The organism is Faecalimicrobium sp. JNUCC 81 (assembly GCF_053667625.1).
In genome coordinates, this window is record NZ_CM132203.1 from 2,897,438 (window position 1) to 2,914,596 (window position 17,159).

General features: G+C 25.9%; 15 protein-coding genes and 1 tRNA gene. 3 read left to right on the plus strand and 13 right to left on the minus strand.

All coding sequences use genetic code 11. The features are described from left to right. Positions 1-6: 6 nt before the first annotated feature. Together JNUCC81_RS14480 and JNUCC81_RS14485 are read right to left on the minus strand one after the other, a co-directional pair. Positions 7-1,173: a GNAT family N-acetyltransferase gene (locus tag JNUCC81_RS14480; RefSeq protein ID WP_454094127.1), complete on the minus strand. Its 1,167-nt coding sequence runs from the start codon at positions 1,171-1,173 to the stop codon at positions 7-9. Between the two features lies 1 nt (position 1,174). Next, positions 1,175-2,080: a DUF2156 domain-containing protein gene (locus tag JNUCC81_RS14485; protein WP_454094128.1), complete on the minus strand. Its 906-nt coding sequence runs from the start codon at positions 2,078-2,080 to the stop codon at positions 1,175-1,177. Positions 2,081-2,299: 219 nt separating this feature from the next. Here JNUCC81_RS14485 and JNUCC81_RS14490 point away from each other — a divergent pair, with 219 nt between their 5' ends. Next, positions 2,300-3,142, plus strand: a complete 843-nt coding sequence (locus tag JNUCC81_RS14490; protein ID WP_454094129.1) for a ComEC/Rec2 family competence protein — start codon at positions 2,300-2,302, stop codon at positions 3,140-3,142. Between the two features lie 27 nt (positions 3,143-3,169). Here JNUCC81_RS14490 and JNUCC81_RS14495 read toward each other — a convergent pair whose 3' ends face one another. Beyond that, a complete protein-coding gene (locus tag JNUCC81_RS14495; protein ID WP_454094130.1) occupies positions 3,170-3,877 on the minus strand; it encodes a tRNA threonylcarbamoyladenosine dehydratase in 708 nt (235 codons plus the stop codon). Positions 3,878-3,961: 84 nt separating this feature from the next. Here JNUCC81_RS14495 and JNUCC81_RS14500 point away from each other — a divergent pair, with 84 nt between their 5' ends. Then, a complete protein-coding gene (locus JNUCC81_RS14500) occupies positions 3,962-4,717 on the plus strand; it encodes a hypothetical protein (protein WP_454094131.1) in 756 nt (251 codons plus the stop codon). A gap of 52 nt (positions 4,718-4,769) precedes the next feature. Here JNUCC81_RS14500 and JNUCC81_RS14505 read toward each other — a convergent pair. From JNUCC81_RS14505 to JNUCC81_RS14545, 9 genes are all read right to left on the minus strand, one after another. After that, positions 4,770-4,866, minus strand: a tRNA-Sec gene (locus JNUCC81_RS14505). A 122-nt stretch (positions 4,867-4,988) separates the two neighbouring features. Beyond that, on the minus strand, positions 4,989-5,852 hold the full coding sequence (locus tag JNUCC81_RS14510) for a G5 domain-containing protein (RefSeq protein ID WP_454094132.1): 864 nt from the start codon (positions 5,850-5,852) through the stop codon (positions 4,989-4,991). Positions 5,853-6,032: 180 nt separating this feature from the next. Continuing rightward, positions 6,033-6,350: a rhodanese-like domain-containing protein gene (locus tag JNUCC81_RS14515; RefSeq protein WP_208331629.1), complete on the minus strand. Its 318-nt coding sequence runs from the start codon at positions 6,348-6,350 to the stop codon at positions 6,033-6,035. A gap of 110 nt (positions 6,351-6,460) precedes the next feature. Then, complete coding sequence (locus tag JNUCC81_RS14520) at positions 6,461-7,135, minus strand: uracil-DNA glycosylase (RefSeq protein ID WP_454094133.1); 675 nt, start codon at positions 7,133-7,135, stop codon at positions 6,461-6,463. 55 nt (positions 7,136-7,190) lie between these two features. Beyond that, on the minus strand, positions 7,191-9,953 hold the full coding sequence (locus JNUCC81_RS14525; RefSeq protein WP_454094134.1) for an ATP-binding protein: 2,763 nt from the start codon (positions 9,951-9,953) through the stop codon (positions 7,191-7,193). A 146-nt stretch (positions 9,954-10,099) separates the two neighbouring features. Then, positions 10,100-11,983, minus strand: a complete 1,884-nt coding sequence (selB, locus tag JNUCC81_RS14530) for a selenocysteine-specific translation elongation factor (protein WP_454094135.1) — start codon at positions 11,981-11,983, stop codon at positions 10,100-10,102. A gap of 21 nt (positions 11,984-12,004) precedes the next feature. Further along, positions 12,005-13,408 carry an L-seryl-tRNA(Sec) selenium transferase gene (gene selA / locus JNUCC81_RS14535; protein ID WP_454094136.1) on the minus strand — a complete coding sequence of 468 codons (1,404 nt, stop codon included), beginning with the start codon at positions 13,406-13,408 and terminating at the stop codon, positions 12,005-12,007. A gap of 43 nt (positions 13,409-13,451) precedes the next feature. Then, complete coding sequence (selD, locus tag JNUCC81_RS14540) at positions 13,452-14,492, minus strand: selenide, water dikinase SelD (RefSeq protein WP_454094137.1); 1,041 nt, start codon at positions 14,490-14,492, stop codon at positions 13,452-13,454. Positions 14,493-14,579: 87 nt separating this feature from the next. Next, complete coding sequence (locus tag JNUCC81_RS14545) at positions 14,580-15,239, minus strand: helix-hairpin-helix domain-containing protein (RefSeq protein ID WP_454094138.1); 660 nt, start codon at positions 15,237-15,239, stop codon at positions 14,580-14,582. Between the two features lie 80 nt (positions 15,240-15,319). On the opposite strand from JNUCC81_RS14545, the gene JNUCC81_RS14550 reads away from it, so the two are divergent. Next, on the plus strand, positions 15,320-16,648 hold the full coding sequence (locus JNUCC81_RS14550; RefSeq protein ID WP_454094139.1) for a D-alanyl-D-alanine carboxypeptidase family protein: 1,329 nt from the start codon (positions 15,320-15,322) through the stop codon (positions 16,646-16,648). Between the two features lie 25 nt (positions 16,649-16,673). Here the strand turns inward: JNUCC81_RS14550 and JNUCC81_RS14555 are convergent, their stop codons facing one another. Further along, a complete protein-coding gene (locus tag JNUCC81_RS14555) occupies positions 16,674-17,012 on the minus strand; it encodes a DUF2325 domain-containing protein (protein ID WP_454094140.1) in 339 nt (112 codons plus the stop codon). Positions 17,013-17,159 lie beyond the last annotated feature (147 nt).

Genomic DNA, 17,159 nt, shown 5'->3' on the forward strand with positions numbered 1-17,159 from the left:
TACCTCTTATATATATTCATTTATATAATTTTTTTTCTTTGTAAATATAGTACTAAATAATTTAATTACATTTTCACTACATTCATTTTCTGACTTGTTATTTATCACTAATGCCTCTTCCATATCTATATATGAAAATGATAGTTGAGTCATAGTATTTATAGTAAAATATCCATCATAATCACTATCAACTTTTTTAACTTCTAGTTTATTGTTATTTAATTTTATATTAAATACTCCATTATTTTCACTTAAAAATTGATCTTCTACGAACACATTCGCTTCTAAATTTAAATTACTATCTATATCTAAACTTTCTAAGTATTTTTCTAAGTTTATAATTCTACCCATCATAAATGGCTTTATCTTTATTTGTGAGGTTTTAGGATTATCTAGTATAAACCTTATTTTATCATTTACAGGTGACGAAATTACAACTTCTCTACATTGAGTGTTATGATTATATATAAACTTTAGCATAGATTTTAGAGAATTAATATTTTTATAAAATAGTTCTCTAACAAACATCTTGTCTCCATTTAAGAAATAAATTATATACCCTTGATTACCTTCATCTTCATGTATATACATATATCCATTTTCACTTTTCACTTCTTTGAATTGGTTTTTATAATATTCATCCGTCTTATAAACATTTCCATTAGTATCTTTTAAGAAAAACTTACTAATATCTATTAAATCATTTATATGAGATTCATTTATTTTATGTAATCTACCACCTATTTTAAATCTTTTTAAATCTTCAATATCTATAGTATATTCAAGTTGGTCGTAACAGTGTTCATATCCATATTTTCTATACAGTCTATAATCTATTGGCATAAGAATTGATATTAACTGTCCTTTTGCATATAGTTCTCTAAGTGTAAATTTCATTATATTTCTCATATATCCTCTTCCTCTAACTTGAGGTAGTGTTGAAACTCCGACTACATATGAACTATCATATACTTTATTATTTAAAATAAGTTTATATTGATTTAATTGAAGGGAAGAAACTATTTCTTCCCCTTCATTTACTACAACAGTGTTAAATCTGCTGTACTTATCGTTAAAATAATAATTTACGAAACTATCACTATCATCAAAGCAATAATTCCATATATCTTTTATATCATCTATCTCATTAGACCTAGCATATCTTATTTTCATTTTATGCCTCCCTAACAGTATACTTTTCTACAAATCTACATGGATGGTAAGAAAGTTTAGCTTTTCTAAGTCCTTCTATTCCTAAATCTTCTTCTCTGTTTACAAATTCAACATCTTCAAATTCATTTACTATAAATTGTTGATTGATATATGGGTATAATCCTCTAATTTCCGGATTAGCTTTTTCTATATGAACTAAAGCCATATTTTTATTTAATAATTCACCAATTGTAAATGCTTCTAATTTTCCATCTACATATATTCCAGCGACCTTTAATTTATCTTTTAAAACATCATAGTTATCAAATATTTTCTTTATTCCTATAAGTTCATCATCCATACCTTCATCAAATTCATCATGTTCTTCTTTATTATTCGTCCATTCTTTCATTAAATCTAAACATTCTTTGAAGTTTTCTTTATCTAATAATTTATATTCAAATCTTCCTTCATATTCATTTAAGAAATAGTTTATATGATTTCTTTTCTTTTGATTTTTTCTTCCAGCTAAAGTTCTTAAGCTTTCTCCATCATATACATAGTCAAATAAATCTCTTTCTTCTATATATTCAAATTTATTTGGGTATCTTTCTTTTAAAAATTCTACGATATCTTTATTAACACCTCTTAAATATATTTTTTTATTTTCCTCTTCAAAGTGTCTTACTACAAAATCTATAACTTCAGGCAGTTTTTCTTTACGAGCTAATGGCTGTATTGAAAAGCTATCACCTTCATATTCTCCAACTATTACTGCAAAATCTTCTCCGATATAATATCCTGTGTTATAAGCATGTTGCCACATATATAAAGTACTAAAACAGTACTCACAAGCTTCATAATCGACTAATTCAAAATATGGATCTAATTCCTTTTTTGAATTTATATTAATTTCTTTAAAAATCATAAAATCCTCCTAGTTTTACTACTTTAACATTTAATTTATAAATATATACTACTTTAATTTTATTTATTATATAAAATACTCTTTATTAATTATTTTAGTGAATCATTATTTTATTGAATTATCTTATATTATATTGTTTAGAATATAAAATAAAATACTTTTACTAACTTATATTACCCATCTTATATTTTTTGTAAACATGTAATGAATGGAGGTATTATGCAATTTAGGAATTTATTTATAACATTGATATTTATTATAATATCACTTTTATGCGGTTGTGACAAAACTTCTCATTTAGCTGTACATATAATTGATGTTGGTCAAGGAGATAGTATATTAATACAAACTCCTAATTCTAAAAATATTTTGGTAGATAGCGGAGATGAAAATAGTTCACATATAATTAAATCTTACTTAAAAAAATATAAAGTAAAAACTGTAGATATAATGATTGCTACCCATCCAGACTCAGACCACATCGGAGGACTTGATAATATAATCAATGATTTTAACGTTAAATCAATCTTTATGCCAGAACAAGAAACAAATACTAACGCTTATAAAAATTTAGTTAATGCTTGTTTAAATAAAAATTTATCTATTCAACACTTATATAAAGATGACACCATAAATATTGAAGATAATATAGATATACTAACTTTAAATCCTTCTTTTATCCAAGATGATAATAACTTAAATTCAATCGTATTCAAACTAAACTTTATGAATAAATCATTTTTATTTACAGGAGATGCTGAGTATCAAAATGAAATAGATATCATAAATTCCTTTAATTTAGATGATGTAGATTTTTTAAAAGTAGGACATCACGGCAGTAGCTCTTCAACTAATGAAAACTTTTTAAAAGAAGTATCTCCAGATATAGCTACAATATCATGTGGGTATAAAAATCAATACGGACATCCTCATAGATCAACTCTAGAAAATTTATCTACTGAAGGTGTAAAAGTCTATAGAACTGATTTACTTGGAGATATTGTATTTTATAGCGATGGTAAAACTATTTATACTAAAAAGAATTATAAATATGAAAAATAAGGAACAATATTACTTGTTCCTTATTTATTATTTATTTAATAAGTCATTTATAACTACAGATGCTATTATTAAACCTCCAACAGATGGTACAAATGAAGTACTTCCTGGTGTTATTTTTTTGCCGTTCATTATTTTCTTTTTTAGTTCTTGAGGTTGTTCTGTTGAGTATACAACCTTTAATTTTTTTATTCTTCTATCCTTTAGTTCTTTTCTCATTACTTTAGCTAATGGGCACATACTTGTTTTATGTATATCTGTAACAACTATTTTTGTAGGATCTAATTTATTTCCCATACCCATAGAACTTACAATCTCTAATCCTTTAGACTTGCAAGTTTCTATTAAGTGTATTTTTGATGTAACCATATCTATAGCATCTATTACATAATCATAATCTTCTGTTAGTATCTCCTCACTCGTATCTTTGTTATATACTTTTCTAACAGCCTTAATTTTTATATCCGGATTAATATCAAGTATTCTTTCTTTCATAACTTCTACCTTATACTTACCTACTGTAGAGTGTAGCGCCGGAAGCTGTCTATTGATATTTGTTATATCCACATCATCAAAATCAACAATTGTAAGATTTCCCACTCCTGCTCTAGCTATTGCTTCTGCAGCAAAACTTCCAACCCCTCCAACTCCAAATACTATCACATTAGAATTTTTTAATTTTTCTAGTCCTTCATCACCTATTATAAGGCCTGTTCTTGTTTTAAAGTTTTTTTCCATATTTACTATGCTCCTAAAGTTATTTATTTTAGTTTAACAGAATATATTTTAATATTAAATCCTAAAATTATAAGGAGGTTTAATTTGAATAAAATTATAAATCTGCTATCTTTTTTACTTATTATAAATTTACTTATCTTTGGTAATTTGTTAGTAAAAAAATATACTCACGAAACTATATTACCTATTTCTTATGCTAAAAATGTTATACATAATAATGATAATTATAATTTAATTTTAAAAATTTTAAAAGACACTAATAATGATAATCTTATAAAATATGCTGATTATATAGAAATTTCTGTTACCGATGAAATACCTAATGATAATAAAAATAAAGTTGCTTTTACTTTATCTTTACCTGAACAAATTTCTTTTATAGCTATTTATGATAAAATTGATAATAATAATTTAAAATTTCAATGTAGTATTAATAACTTAGCTCTTGTTAGCAACTTTTATTTTTATAAGGATTTCTTAATAGTTGAGCAAAAATACTCTAATTCTTCTGATAATATTAGCCAAAGAGAGTTTTTCGAAATATTTTATAAAAAAGATAATAAGTACATATCCGTTTTTAATAAAAGTATATATAGCGAAAAAATAAATAAAAAAGAGAATAGCGATGACCTCATCAAAAATATAGAATCAAGTTCTATAGATTGTTTAGAAGGATCCATACCTCGTATTTTATGTATAACAACTATAACGGAATATGAAGGTTCTCAGTCTAGCGAAGAATTCAATGAAATAAATAAAAATACCACAAAAGAAATATATAAGTGGGATGATAAAAATGAGAAGTTTATAAAATCAACATCTGAAAATATAAATAAATAATTCTCTATCTTTAATATGCAAAAAGGAACTCAAAAGAGTTCCTTTTTATAATTGGCGGGAGTGCGTGGGAGTCGAACCCACCCAAGAAGCTATTAACCCCTCATACTAGTTTTGAAGACTAGAGGACACACCAGCACCCATCCACCCCCGTATAAAATATTTTTTTATAGCTTAAGTCTTATAATAACATTTTTATTTATAATTTTCAACAGATTTATAATTTTTAATCATATTAAATAAAAAGAAGTAGCTTAATAGCTACTCCTTAATTTTATCCAACAATATATATATCTATAGTTTTTCTTCCCCAGTTCTTAACTGTAGACTCATCATTCATAAATATATCTATTTTATTTCCCTTTATAGCTCCTCCGCAGTCTTCTGCTATAAATGTCTGACCAAATTGAGGTATATACACCTTTGTTCCGTATGGTATTACACTTGGGTCTACTGCTATAGTTCCCCACTTAGGCTTTGTACCTGTAGATGTTACAGTATCTCCTGAATAAGCCGTTGCAACTACCTTCATATGTTTACCTTTACTACTTGATGAATTTGATTTAACCGATTCAGTTGATGTAGTTGCTACATTAGCTTTTCTTCCAGCATTAGAACCTCTTGATGATGCAACTTGAACCTCAACTTTAGTTCCTTTTTTAACTATCTTATTAACTGGCTCAACTGATACTAGTTCTTCTACAAATTTCTTTTCCATTTGTTTCCCATTATGATAAGTTATTTTATAAACTAATTCATTCTTACCAGCTTGCCCTTCTGTTTTAATTTCCGTTTTACCTTTTAGTAAATTGTTATCTTCAACTACATTTACTTCAAAAGGTACCTCTTTGTTTTCTTTAATAACTTCTTCTTTAACGTCTATTATTTCTATTTTCGATCCATCTTTTAACTTACTATCTAAATCTACGCTTACAATATCATTTCCGTCATATTTAACATTTTGTTCTTCTAAAATTTCCTTCGCTGTAGATTTAAACGTTGATACTGATGTTTCCTCTCCTTTTACTACTAAGGTTATATCTTTGTTTAATATAGAGTAGCCACCTGCTAAAATTCCAACTGATAATAAACCGGCCAAGACCGAGACTTTTAATGTTTTATTATTTTTTAAGTTCATAATATTCTCCTTCCTTATCTTCTAAGTTTTATATTTAAATTAAAGTTATTTGTCACTTTCTATGTATAAATTGTAACTTTTTTGATACCACTTGTCAACTTGACAAAAAACAAAAAATATGCTTGTTTAGTTTTTCCAACGTGTTCAGCATACTTTTTATTAGTTACATTTTTGTAACATTTAATTTGATTTTAGTTCATATTTATATCCTTTAATTCCATTTGAAAGACTATATATTTTTTCAAATCCATTTATAATTAATACCTTGCCTGCACTTATACTTTTACTGCCTATTCCACAATATAAAATAATAGATTTTTTCTTGTATAAATCTAAAAAATTTAATTTATCAGTTATTTCATTTATGGGAATATTTATAGCCCCTGGCAAATGCCCTTTATGGTAATTTTCATTATCTCTTAAATCTATAATTAAATCAAATTGATTATTTTCTATCATTTCTTTAACTTGAATCGGCTTTAACATAATTAAATCCATAAAATATCACCTAATTCCTTTTAATACATATTATTAAAATTGTATTTAAAAGTTACAATTAAATACAAAAATAGCCAGATTTCTAATTAAATTAGAAGTCTGGCTATTTTTTATATATTAGGTATTTGCCAATCAATTGGATCTTTATTTATACTTTTAAGAATTTCATTTATTTTTGAAAAGTGTTTACACCCGAAAAATCCTCTATATGCCGATAGCGGGCTTGGATGAGGAGATTCTAGTATGTAATGTTTTTTATTATCTATTAATTTTTTCTTACTACGTGCGTTTGAACCCCATAAAACGAATATAATTGGTTCTTCACGCCCACTTAAGATTTTTATTATACTGTCAGTAAAAATTTCCCATCCTTTATCTTTATGAGAATTAGCTTCATGAGCTCTAACTGTTAATGCTGTATTTAATAAAAGAATTCCTTGATCAGCCCAAGGCATTAAATATCCATTATTAGGTATAAAACATCCTAAATCTGATTGTAATTCCTTATATATATTTAATAAAGATGGAGGAGTTTGTATTCCTTTTTGAACTGAAAATGCTAAACCATGAGCCTGACCTTCTCCATGATATGGATCTTGCCCTAATATTAAAACCTTAGTACCATTATATGATGTATGCTTTAAAGCTTCAAATATGTTATTTGCATCAGGGTATATTACTTTTGAACTATATTCAACCTTTAAAAATTCTCTTAAGTTTAGATAATATTCTTTTTTAAATTCATCTTCTAATAGAATATCCCAATCATTACCTAATTTAACCATAATATCACCTACTTTAATTTAATATAAATCTATTTATATCTATTTTTCTACTATTTTAGTAATATATATCCGAAAATTCTATTTTTATTTTTTCATCAATATTATATATCCTTCTATCTTCCTGATAATCGTCATTATGTACATTTGTTTTAGGTATAATTATTATAAACTCAGTACCTTTATTTTCCTCACTTTTAACATATATACTACCATTATGTAGTTCAACTAAGTTTTTTACTATAGAAAGACCTATTCCACTACCCTCTGCATTTCTAGATAATGTTTTATTTACCTGTCCAAATTCTTCAAATATTAATCCTATTTTATTCTTTGGTATACCAACGCCATTATCTAGTACACTTATTGCAACATTACTTCCTTTATCATATATATTTACATTTATACTTCCACCAATATCTGTGAATTTTATACAATTTGATAATAAATTTAATATTATTCTTTCCATTTCAGATTTATCTATATTAACATATACTTCTTCACTATCTGTATCAAATACAATGCTTATATCTTTTTTATTTGCATATTCTTCTATTTTCATAAATAAATCTTCAACAACATTTACAATATTGTATTTATATAGCTTTAACCTATAGAATCCTGATTCCATCTTCGTTAGATCTATTATATTTCCAATTAATCTTTGTAATCTATATGAACTTTGTCTAACTAAATCTATATGAGATTTCACGCTATTATTATAATCTTCAATTTTTTCATTTTTATAAAGTGAATCTAATAATTGGTTAGAACTAGAAATAACATTTAATGGTGTTTTAAGTTCATGGGACATATTCGCAAAGAATTCTGTTTTTATTTTATCAGTCTTAAATCTATCTAGTATTTCTTTTTCTGCCATCTCAGATGTTTTTTTATAGGTTAAATCTTTGATTATAAGCATTATATAATTATCTTCATTAAAAAATGGAGTTGCATTTACTTCTACTTGAACCTTATTTTTATTATGTGTTATTAACTCATACTCTAGTAAAAGCATGTATTTATTTTTGCTGATAACCTTTTTCATTTTTCTATCAAATAAATCTTCTTCTTCTTCAGTTAAATTTATTATACTTTTAATATTGTTATTATTAATTTGATTTAAGCTATTAATTTCTAACATATCTAAAAGAGATTTATTAGCATATGTAATTTGTAATTCTTCATTTAATAGACAAATACCATCAGGTAATATATCTATAAACTTAGAATATGCCTTTTGGTTTTCTCTTAGACTCATTTGAGCTCTTTTACGACTAGTTATATCCCTTACCACTACTATAGTGTTTAATTCTTTATTTTTTGTATAATCTGAAAATTCCATTTCTAGAAATACTTCTTTTCCATCAATTTTAAAGTAAGCTTCTTTATTTTTATTTTGCCTATAAAAATTAAAATCTATAGAATTTAATCTTTCTTTAAATATATTCTTACTTGCTTTATTAGTATATATTTTTTCTCCATTTTGAAAAACTATTATTCCATCTCCTATACTTTCTAAAAATCTTTCAGATTTCTTATTAGCATCGATTATTTTTTGTCCATACTCTATTTGTCTTGTTTTGTTTATTAATATACATAGAGCACCTTGTATATTACCCTTTATTATTAAGGGAGAAAATGCAGCATGATAAACTCTATTATTATTTACTTTAATAATTTGGTTTAAATTTTCTTTACCATCAAATACATAATCTACATTTTTTATAAAATCGTCAAAGTTACCTATTGTATATTTCATGCTTTCTTCTATGCTATTAGTTATTTTATCTCCTTCATATGCAAATATTGATTCAAATTTTTTATTTGTATATGTCACTTTTTTATCTTTATTAAAAACTATTATGCAATTTACTGAAACATCTAATGTTGATTGCAATTTTGACTCTTTATCATTAAGAACTTCCTTAAGACCATACATATTATTTGTATGTTCTATAAGCTTAATATTATTATTTTTTAATATATTTGTTTTTTTTACTAGTTCATAGTTTATGGAATTTAATTTATTATAAGGTTTTTTAAAATTTGCATATACTATGTAGTTATATATATATATCATAGCTACATTAGTTATAATTTGGCTTAATATATCTGCAAATTTTAAATTATTTGAATACGGATTTATTAGTGTTGTTATTCTAGATAGAGATATAACTATAATCATCCTCTTAAAATAGTACTTTTCTTGATCATCTAGACATTCTCCAATGTTACCAACTTTTTTATATATAACTATACCCATTAAAAGTAAAAATCCATTTATAATCAATTCAATTAATAACTTATTTTCTTTTTCCATTAAGTTTATTTTTATTAAACTATTATCTGACAAAACTTTCATTGCTATAAATATTGATATTGTTGTAACAACTGTCAATATAATTATATCCATAATCACATTTTTGTCTCGTTTTATGTGATTAAAACTTAAATATATACCTATCATTGGTAGTATATCTACAAAAGCTATTAAGATAACTTTAAAATTGTTGCTGTAGTGCATATTACTTCTATCTGTTACCATTGTAATTACATAAATACATTCTATTATCCCAGTAAGTGCAAATACCGCACCTAAAAATATACAAAATTTATCTATATTAAATTCTATACTTTTAAATACTACTATTCCCATAGCAATTAAAAATGTAGAATATATAGTGTGTACAAAAATTTCAAACTGAGCAACATCTTTCATAATATATGATAATAATATATATCCTATAAAAATAAATAAAATAGCTAAGTTTTCATTTATATAGTTTTTCTTTTCCCTTATCGATACAATATCCTCCAATACCCTCTCCTCCTATTTATTTATACTCTATTATTATACTATAAATGCTTTTTTATCTCATTATTTCTTTATTATTTGCATAATAAAATACCAAGATATGTATGTTTTTGTTATTATATCTTGGTATTTTATAAATAATGTAATTTTTAGAATAAAACTCTTTTATTTTCTTCTCTTTTAGTTATTTTCTTTCTATCAAAATTTTCTAATAAAATCATACAATTTTTTCTATTAGAATTAATTAAATCTCTATATTCACCTAAAGTTATTTCTTTATTTTCCATTAAATAATTTATTAATTCTTCTTTAGCAGATTCATATATTTCTTTGTCCATAACATGATTATCATCTAATTTTTCAACATAATTACCTATCATAGATTCTAAAACTTCTATATAGTAATGATTACTTTCACATATACTTTCTATACTTAATATAGGTAATACATCATCTTCTCTAAGTTTTTTTTGTATATTTGATTTTATTTCTTTTTGTTTATCATTAAATACAACTTCAAAATTATATAAAGAAACTATATTATTATCTAATTTTACTATTTTTTCATTTTCCATATAATTTAATAATGTATCTATATCTTTTATTTTAAATTTAGACTCTAATTTTGATCTAAATTCTTCCTTTAGCATACCTTTTCTAAGCCTATATTTTTTATGATAAGATAATAATATTTTTACTGTATCTTCCTTAAATTTTTCATACTTGCTCATATGAATATAAATATTATTTATAATAAGTATTCTTTTTTCTTTCACTAATTTGTCTATAGCTTCCTTTATATTAAGTTCACTATCTCCGCTATAGCTCATAATATCTTTTATAGTTATGTACTTATTTAAATTTATTTTTAAGTACTCTTCTAAAATATCTTTTAGTTCACCTTTTTCTTTTAACTTAAGTGCCTGTATTAACTCATCATCAAATCTTTTATGCTTTTTAGGCGATGCATCTATTATTATGCCTCCTCCAATTGTTTCCATAGGTGAATAGGTTCTTAATACAAATTTATCTCCTTTTTTAGCAACTATATTTTCTTCTAGTCTTAGTTGTACATATCCACTTTGTCCACTCTCTATAGTTTCTACATTTAGCGGAACTGCTCTACAAAATATTTCTCTACTTCCATGATATAATCTTAATCTATCCCAATGTTTTAATATTTTGTTAGAATGATTTACTAGTGAAAGTTTTGTATCTAACATCATAGATTCCTCCAAAGAATCTTTTGCTGCCAATACATCTCCCCTTTGTATTTCTTCTACTTTTGCATTTGATATATTTATAGCAGTTCTCTGTCCTGCATAAGCTTCATTAACACTTTCTCCATGCACCTGTATACTTCTTATCTTAGTTGGTAATTTTTTAGGATAAATAACTAAATCATCATCTATACTAATTTTTCCTTCTAATAATGTTCCTGTTATAACCGTTCCAAATCCATTTACAGAAAAAACTCGATCTATATTAAGCCTTGCTGGTAAGTCTCTATCATTATCTTCTATTTCTTCACTCATCTTATCTATTGCATTAACTAAATTATCTATTCCTCTTTTTGATATAGAGTCAACTTCTATAATATCTACATTTTCTAAAAACGTTCCTCTTACCTTTTGCTCAACATCTTCTTTTGCTAGTTCTATAAATTCATCATCAACTGTATCGCACTTTGTAAGTACTATTATTCCTTTTTTTACATTTAAAAATGTTAATATATCTAAATGCTCAACAGTTTGGGGCATAACCCCTTCATCACATGCAACTACAAAAAGTACAATATCTATACCAGCCACTCCTGCTAGCATATTTTTTATAAATTTCTCATGTCCCGGAACATCTACTATTCCAGCTCTTTTATTGCTTGGTAAATCAAAATATGTAAATCCTAAATTTATAGATATACCTCTTCTTTTTTCTTCTGCTAATGTATCTGTTTCCCTACCAGTTAGCGCTTTTATAAGAGTAGTTTTACCGTGATCTATATGTCCTGCTGTTCCTATTACTATGTTTTTCATCTATTCCTCCCAATAAAGATTTTATGTTAAAGCATTTTCTAGTTCACTTGCAATAACATCAAACTCATCTTCAAATATTGTTCTTACATCTAATATATATTTGTTATCATATATTCTAGCTACTATATGAGATTCGCTTAGTCTAAGTCTTTTTTCTAAAGTTGATACATTTATTTTATTTGGAGTTATAGCTATAACTTTTGTTTTTATAACTTCAATAGGCATAGACCCTCCCCCAACTTGTGAAAAACCATCTTCAATCGATATATTTATATCTAAATTTAGTTTATTAACTTTGTTAAATAAATTTAAAGCCTTTTCCTCTAACTCTGATTTATTTAATGTTAGCATTTTTAATGTAGGTATATTCTCTACTGCCTTTTTCTCATCTAAATACATTCTTAAAGTAGCCTCTAAAGCACATATTGTTAACTTATCAACCCTTAGGGCTCTTGTGAGTTGATTTTTTTTCATTTCATCTATATATTTTTTCTTCCCCACTATAATACCAGCTTGAGGGCCTCCGAGCATTTTATCTCCACTAAAAGTTACTATATCTGCCCCACTTTTTATAGAATCTAGTACTGTCGGTTCATAAGATAAACCATATTTAGATAAATCTATAAATACTCCACTTCCTAAATCTTCTATAACAGGAATATTATATTCTTTACCTAATTTAGACAAGTCTTCTATATCTACACTGTCTGTAAATCCTAGTATTTTATAATTACTTGTATGTACTTTCATTATAGCTTTTGTATCTTCATTTATAGCCCTCTTATAGTCACTTAAATTAGTTTTATTAGTTGAACCAATTTCTACAAGTTTAGTTCCACTTAATTCCATTATATTAGGTATTCTAAATGATCCACCTACTTCAACTAATTCTCCACGCGAAACTATAGTTTCTTTATTCTTAGCCATTGTGCTTAGTACAAGTAAAACCGCTGCTGCATTATTATTCACAACCAAAACATCTTCAGCATTTGTAAGCTTTTTTATCATTTGTGTCAAATGATTATACCTAGAACCTCTTTCCCCTTTTTCTAAATCATATTCTAAATTTGAATATCTAGATGATAGGTTCCATAATTCTTCCTTTATACTTTCACTAAGTAATGATCTTCCTAAATTAGTATGTATAACTGTTCCAGTTGCATTTATAACTTTCTTTAATGATAACGAATAATTTATTCTAATTCTTTGAAGCGAATCTTTTATAATATCTTCCAATTTTATATTAAAGTTATCTATACTATTTTCATTTATATTTATGATAAATTTTCTTTTTACATCTATTGATTCTCTTATTGAATCTAACACCAAACTCCTCGGATATTCTTCTAATGCTTTTATTACATTTTTATCCCCTAATACTTCATCAACTGATGGTAGTATAGAAAATAATTCTTTTTTTATCAACACAATCACCCTTTCCTTGTTAATATATAAAAATTACGGTTATTTATATAACCGTAATATATTTTTCAGATTTTTGTTTTACAGTACCTATAATTTTTGCCTCTATAGAACCATTCTTTTTCATATCTTTTACAAGTTCTTGTGCTAATTCTGGTTTTACTGATACTAATAATCCTCCAGAAGTCTGAGGATCATATAAAATATCTTCTATTTCTGGTTTTATATTTTTTACATCAACATCTTTTGATATATATTCTTTATTTCTATACATTCCAGCAGGTATAATTCCCATCTGTGCCATTTCAACTGTACCGTCTAATATAGGAACTTCTTTAGCCTCTATCTCAATACTTACATCTGATGCTTTAGCCATTTCAAGAGTATGTCCTAAAAGACCAAATCCAGTTATATCTGTTGCTGAATTTACATCTGTAACTTCAAAACTTTTAGCCGCATATTTATTTAAGTGTACCATTACCTCAATTACTTTATCAGATATATTTTTGTCCACTAAGTTTTCTTTCATAGCAGTATTTAATATTCCTACACCTATTGGTTTAGTAAGTATTAATTTATCTCCTACTTTAGCAGTTGCATTTGATAAAACCTTATTTGGATTTACTATACCAGATACAGAAAGTCCATACTTTGGCTCTTTATCATCCACAGTATGTCCCCCAACTAAAAGCGCTCCACTTTCTTTTACTTTATCAAATCCACCTTTTAATATTTCTGCCAACACGTTCATATCATGGCAAGATGGAAAACAAACTATATTCATTGCAACTAAAGGAGTTCCTCCCATAGCATATACATCTGATAAAGAGTTTGAAGCTGCTATTTGACCAAATACATATGGATTATCTATCATTGGCGTGAAAAAGTCTAATGTTTGTATTAAAGCCATTTCATCATTTAATTGATAAACAGCTGCATCATCTGATGTTTCTAATCCTACTAATAATTTATCTGTACTTTCATTTTTAGGAAGCTGTGATAAAACTGAAGCCAGAACCTCTGGCCCTATTTTAGCCGCTCAGCCACCTGAAGTCGTCATTTCAGTAAGCCTTTTTAAAATTTGCATAACCCTACTCCTTTAGCTAATTATTATATTCCTATAATATCACACTTTAATATGTTTATTGAATAGATTTAAACTTGTATAGTTATATTAATTTATACAAATAGCATCTTTTAAATCTTCATATTTTTTCTCACCTATTCCATTTACATTTTTTATTTCTTCTATTGATTTAAATGTTCCATTTTCTTGTCTATAATTTAGTATCTTATTTGCTGTTGCTTCTCCGACACCAGGCAAAGAATCTAATTCTTGTACTGTAGCAGTATTAATATTTATTTTATTACTGTCTTTATTTTCAAAACTTTTCATAGTATTTGATTCTTCATTATTAAACTCTAGCTCTTCGCCTATTTTAGGTATTATATAATGTTTCTCATCTTCTATTTTCATAGCTAAATTTATTCTATTAAAATCAGCTTCCTTAGTCAGCCCACCTAATTTGTCTATTGCATCAGATAACCTTTTATCACTATCTATAGTTACTACACCAGGCGAATTAACTTCACCACTAATATATATAGTCGCAACTTTATTATTTACGTCTTTATTACTTTTTGCAACCTTTATATCTTCTATTTTATCATTATTTTCTTTATTATTTTTTGAAATTGTTTGTTTATTATTCTCTTCACTCTCACTAACTACGTAAATATTATCTTCTAATTTTTTGCTATTTTTATATATAATTGTTCCTATACTTAAAATTATTATCAAAGAAAATATAATAATATTACCCAATTTTTTCAAATTTTGATCACTCCTTTATTTTAATTATTGACAAAAATATGTTATACTAAAATATAAGTTTTAAATTTGGAGGTTAATACATGAAAAGAATTTTATCTCTTTTAGTGTCATGTCTTATAGCCTTTACCTCATTTTTAAGTACTGCAAATATATCATTTGCAAATAACGCTAAGCCAAATCTAACAGCTGAACATGCAGTTTTAATGGATTACGAAACTGGAAAAGTTTTATATGATAAAAACGGTTCTTCAAAACTTTACCCAGCTTCTACTACTAAAGCTTGGACAGCTTATGTTGTCTTAAAACATGTTCCTGATTTAAGTCAAGTTGTAGAAATTAAGGACTTGCCACCTGTGGATGGCTCAAGTATGTACTTAAAAAACGGTGAATCTTTCAATGTTAAACAATTATTAGACGCCCTACTAGTTCACTCTTCTAATGATGTAGCTGTTGTATTAGCTAGATATGTAGGTGGTGGATCAGTAGAAAAATTTGTTGAACTAATGAATAAAGAAGCTAAAGCAATCGGTGCTAAAAACACTCACTTTAACAATCCTCATGGATTGCCAGATACAAACCATTATACTACAGCTTACGATATGGCTCTTATGGCTAGAGAAGCTATGAATAATGAAATCTTTAGAAATATTGTTAAAACTAAGTCTATTAGTTATCAACCTAGTGAAGCATATCCTCACGAAAGATACTTTGTAAATACTAACAAGTTTCTGACTTCAAATGAAAAGATTAATTATAAAGGAAATCAAATCGATATTAAGTATGATATAGTTGATGGTATAAAAACTGGATATACTGATGATGCCGGAAGATGCCTTTTATCTAGTGCTGTTAAAGATAATATGAGGCTTATCTCTGCTGTCTTCAAAACTACTGGGAATGATTTATATCTAGATTCTAGAACCTTATTAGATTATGGATATGAAAATTTCTATTCTACTACTATTGTTACTAAAGAAAAACAGGCTGGTACTAAGAAAATCCTCCTTAGTAAACAAAAAGAGCTTTCTTATGAGCCAGAGTATAGTTATAAACGCGTCTTACCTAAAGGTCAAAAGGAAAGTAGCTATACTACAAAAGCTAATTTAGCAAGAACTAAGTTACCTATTAGAAAAGGTGATAAAGTCGGTACTTTAGATGTATATAATTCAGGTAAACTTGAACATTCAATAGATTTAATAGCTAAAAATAATGTTAACAGTGTATTTGCTTTTATAACTGAGAATAAAGCTGTTATGTCAATAATAAAATTAGCTACATTAATAGTTATATCATTAGTAATAATTGTTATAGCATTTGTTATAATGAGAAAAAGAAGAAAAAAAAGAAAACCATATAATAGAAATATATATTCAAAAAAAAGAGGTAAACATAGCAGAAGAAGAAGATAATAAAAAGGATAGCAACTATTAGTAGCTATCCTTCTTTTATATTTTTAATTTTATTATATTTACATTCTTTACAATTTCCAATACATTCATCTATTCTATCTAAACATTCTTTAAATGCAATTTTACTGCTATTTCTATGCCTTACTATTAATATATCATTTTTTTTAGCTTGATTTTCCGCTATCGAAGTCATTTTGTGTGAAACAGCTGAAGTAAATATGACTATTGCATCAGGTTTTCCGATTGAGTTATTAAACTTTGATGACATAGTTGTAAATACCTTCGTTTTATATCCTTTTTGTTTTCCTATATTAATATAATCTTTTTCCATTCTTTCGTGTCCGCCAACTACTACTAAATTCATTAATATACGCCCCTTTCATATTAGTAATTAGTATCTTTATTATTAATGATAGTATTATAAAACCCCTTTGTCAATGCTTATTGATATTAATTATCATTTTTATTTAACTTTTTTATATTTAACAAAATAAATAATAGCCATACTAAT